The sequence below is a fragment of the Nocardia sp. NPDC060220 genome (assembly GCF_042727815.1).
GTDB lineage: Bacteria > Actinomycetota > Actinomycetes > Mycobacteriales > Mycobacteriaceae > Nocardia.
The window spans coordinates 1-1,758 of record NZ_JBHWZY010001149.1; the positions used below are offsets into that span (position 1 = coordinate 1).

Consider the following 1,758-nt stretch of genomic DNA (forward strand, 5'->3'; position numbering starts at 1 on the left):
GACCGCCACCGCGACGCGATGGTCGCCGAGATGACCCTGGCGGAGAACCTCTTCCTCGGCCGACTCGGCCGCTTCCAGCGCTTCGGACTGCTCGACAAGCAGGCCATGGGACGCGCCGCCCAGGCCGAACTCGACCGCTTCGACGTGCGCGCGGCCGGGCCGTGGGTGCCGATGGGTTCGCTCTCGGGTGGCAATCAGCAGAAGGTGGTGCTGGCCCGCGAACTGTCCGCCGCGAACCTGCGCTGCCTGGTCGCCGCCCAGCCGACGCGCGGATTGGACATCGGCGCAGTCGATTTCGTGCTGACCCAGCTGCGCCATGCGGCCGCCGACGGCTGTGGCGTGCTGGTGGTGTCGAGCGAGGTACCCGAGTTGCTCGCGCTGTGCGACCGGGTGTTCGTCGCGTATCGCGGCACACTCGCCGGACCGATCGAGACCGCCGATCCCTCAGCGGCACAACAGATCAGCGAATTGATGATGGGAGTCGCGGCATGAGCGCACCGAGTCGGACCACGACCGCGGCCACCGCGCCCCCACCTCGGCGAACGTCGCCGGGCGGGCTGCGCGGGCTCGGCAAGCCTTCCTCGAAGCAGCACCCGGCAGGCTTGCGCCAGTGGGCACACCACCCGATCGTCCTCGCCGTCGCGGCGATGCTCGCGGCAGGGGTGATCGGGCTGGTCCTGGCCGCCGTCGCCGGCGCGGCACCAGGCGCCACGATGACAGCACTGTGGGAGGGCATGTTCGGCAGCGACTACGCGATCGGCGCCTCGCTCAATGTCGCGGCCACGCTGATGCTGGTGGCCGTCGGCTTCACCATCGCCCACCGCGCCGGACTGGTCAATGTCGGTGGCGAGGGCCAGATCTGCGCCGGTGGCATCGCCGCCACCGCGATCGGCACCACGCTCACCGGTGCGCCCGCGGTGATCACCCTGCCCGCGGTGCTGATCGGGGCGGCAGCCGCGGGCTGGTTGTGGGCCGCCATCGCCGCGTACCTGCGGGTCGCGCGCGGCACCAGCGAGATCATCACCACGCTGCTGCTCAACTTCGTCGGGTTGGCGCTGGTGCTGCTCGTCGTGCACGAGCCCGCGCTGCTGCGCCAGCCGGTGACGTCCTCGGAGACGCTGCCGCAGTCCGAACAGCTCACCGCGGCCGCGCATCTGCCGCTGCTGGGCATCGAACGCTCGCCCGCGACCATTGCCCTGTGGATCGCCGTGGTGGCCGCGTTCGGCACCGCGATCCTGGTGCGTCGCACCGCACTCGGTACCCGATTGCGGGCGGTCGGGCTCAATCCCGACGCAGCCGCGCGGCTCGGGCTGCCGGTGCGTCGGCTGCGTTTCCTGAGCCTCTCGGCGGCGGGCGCGTTCTCCGGCGTCGCGGGCGGGCTGCTGGTGGCGACGGCGCCGTTCGTCCTCGCCGAAGGGTTCTCCTCCGGATACGGATTCTCCGGTCTGGTCGTCGGCTTGCTGGCACGTGGCTCACTGGCCGCCGTGGTCGCGGTGTCGCTGCTGCTCGGGTTCCTCGTCTCCGGCGGGATCAACCTGCAGCTGGCCGCGAATGTGCCCGCGTCGACCATCGCGGTCGTGGAGTCGCTGATGATCGTGTTCATCGCGGGCGCCGCCATCTGGACCTCTCGCAGACGCAAGACCGAACCCGCACCACAACCGGTGCCGTCCGTGGACACCGCCGATCTGGCAGGAGCGCCACGATGAGCCTCGATACCGTCACCGATATCGCGACCAGCGGAATCGGTTTCACCCTGCC

Annotated in this window: 1 protein-coding gene and 1 pseudogene; both read left to right on the forward strand. The window is 70.9% G+C overall.

Features of this window, described 5'->3' with window-relative positions; genetic code table 11:
- Window positions 1-492: pseudogene (locus ACFWF3_RS34680) on the forward strand (ABC transporter ATP-binding protein); the annotation flags it as partial.
- Between the two features lie 155 nt (window positions 493-647).
- Window positions 648-1,706, forward strand: a complete 1,059-nt coding sequence (locus ACFWF3_RS34685) for an ABC transporter permease (RefSeq protein WP_378990019.1) — start codon at window positions 648-650, stop codon at window positions 1,704-1,706.
- The last annotated feature ends 52 nt before the right edge of the window (window positions 1,707-1,758 follow it).

Bases quoted from the DNA above. Each gene is read 5' to 3' on its own strand.
- ACFWF3_RS34685 (WP_378990019.1), top strand. From the start codon at position 648: ATGCTCGCGGCAGGGGTGATCGGGCTGGTCCTGGCCGCCGTCGCCGGC.